The organism is Coleofasciculus chthonoplastes PCC 7420 (assembly GCF_000155555.1).
GTDB classification, from domain to species: domain Bacteria; phylum Cyanobacteriota; class Cyanobacteriia; order Cyanobacteriales; family Coleofasciculaceae; genus Coleofasciculus; species Coleofasciculus chthonoplastes_A.
The window spans coordinates 1-1,038 of the sequence record NZ_DS989897.1; the positions used below are offsets into that span (position 1 = coordinate 1).

The following is a 1,038-nucleotide window of genomic DNA, read 5'->3' on the forward strand; positions in this document are numbered from 1 at the left end:
ACTCTCCAAAGGCTCACTTTATCAGCGTCTGTGGAATGGAGAGGGTATACCTCCCCCACTCAAAAAGTAGACAAGGGTTCATTGGTTGGGTTAACAGCAGAGGATTTGATGCAACGACAGGTAGAAACTTTATCGCTGCACATGACTCTGGATGACGCCTTGCAGATGGTATCTCGTTCGACGCACCAAGGGTTTCCTGTGGTAGATGAAGGGACGCTAGTGGGGATTATTAGTCAATCAGATCTTACACAGGCGACAAAAATGCAAGGCAATCCGCCCCGTTGTCCGTTTCCCGGCACCACACCTCTAGCAGAGATTATGACATCGCACCCGATAACGGTGAAGCCGACAGCGAGTTTAGTCGATGTGCTTTATCTGCTCAACCGTTATCACCTCAGTCGCCTCCCAGTCACTGAAGGGCGGAAGTTATTGGGAATTATTACCCGCAGCGATATTATTCGGGCGGAATTGGATCAGCTTGATAGTAAGACAACTCAGACTAGATCACAATCAGAACCCTCTTATGTAGTTTATCAAACCCGATCGCCAGAAACGGGACGAGGACGGTTATTAGTTCCCATCGCTAATCCCCAAACCGCCCCCATATTAGTCAAACTCGCCGCCGCCATCGCCCGCGATCGCGACTATGAATTGGAATGTCTACAAGTGATTCTCGTCTCCCGCAGCACGTCTCCTGCAGAAACGCCAGTAACAACCACAAAAAGTCGTCGGTTATTACGTCAGGCGGAAAAGTGGGGACGAGATTGGAATATACCCGTTCACACTCAAATACGGGTGAGTCAGGATATTACTCAAGGGATTCTAGACACCATTAAAGAGCGACATATTAATTTGATGATGATGGGGTGGAAAGGCTCAACCTCAACCCCTGGACGCATTTTTGGCGGGGTAGTGGATGCAGTGATTCGACAAGCGCCCTGTGATGTGATGGTCGTTAAATTGGGTGAAATGATGCATCCGCCTTATATCCCTCCCTTCTTTCAGCGTTGGTTGATTCCCATCGCAGGCGGTCCGAAT

Annotated in this window: 1 protein-coding gene; it reads left to right on the forward strand. The window is 49.2% G+C overall.

The window, feature by feature from the left end; genetic code table 11:
* Positions 1–1,038, forward strand: a 1,038-nt coding sequence (locus MC7420_RS34685; RefSeq protein WP_157453459.1) for a CBS domain-containing protein, incomplete at both ends; no start/stop codon positions are given.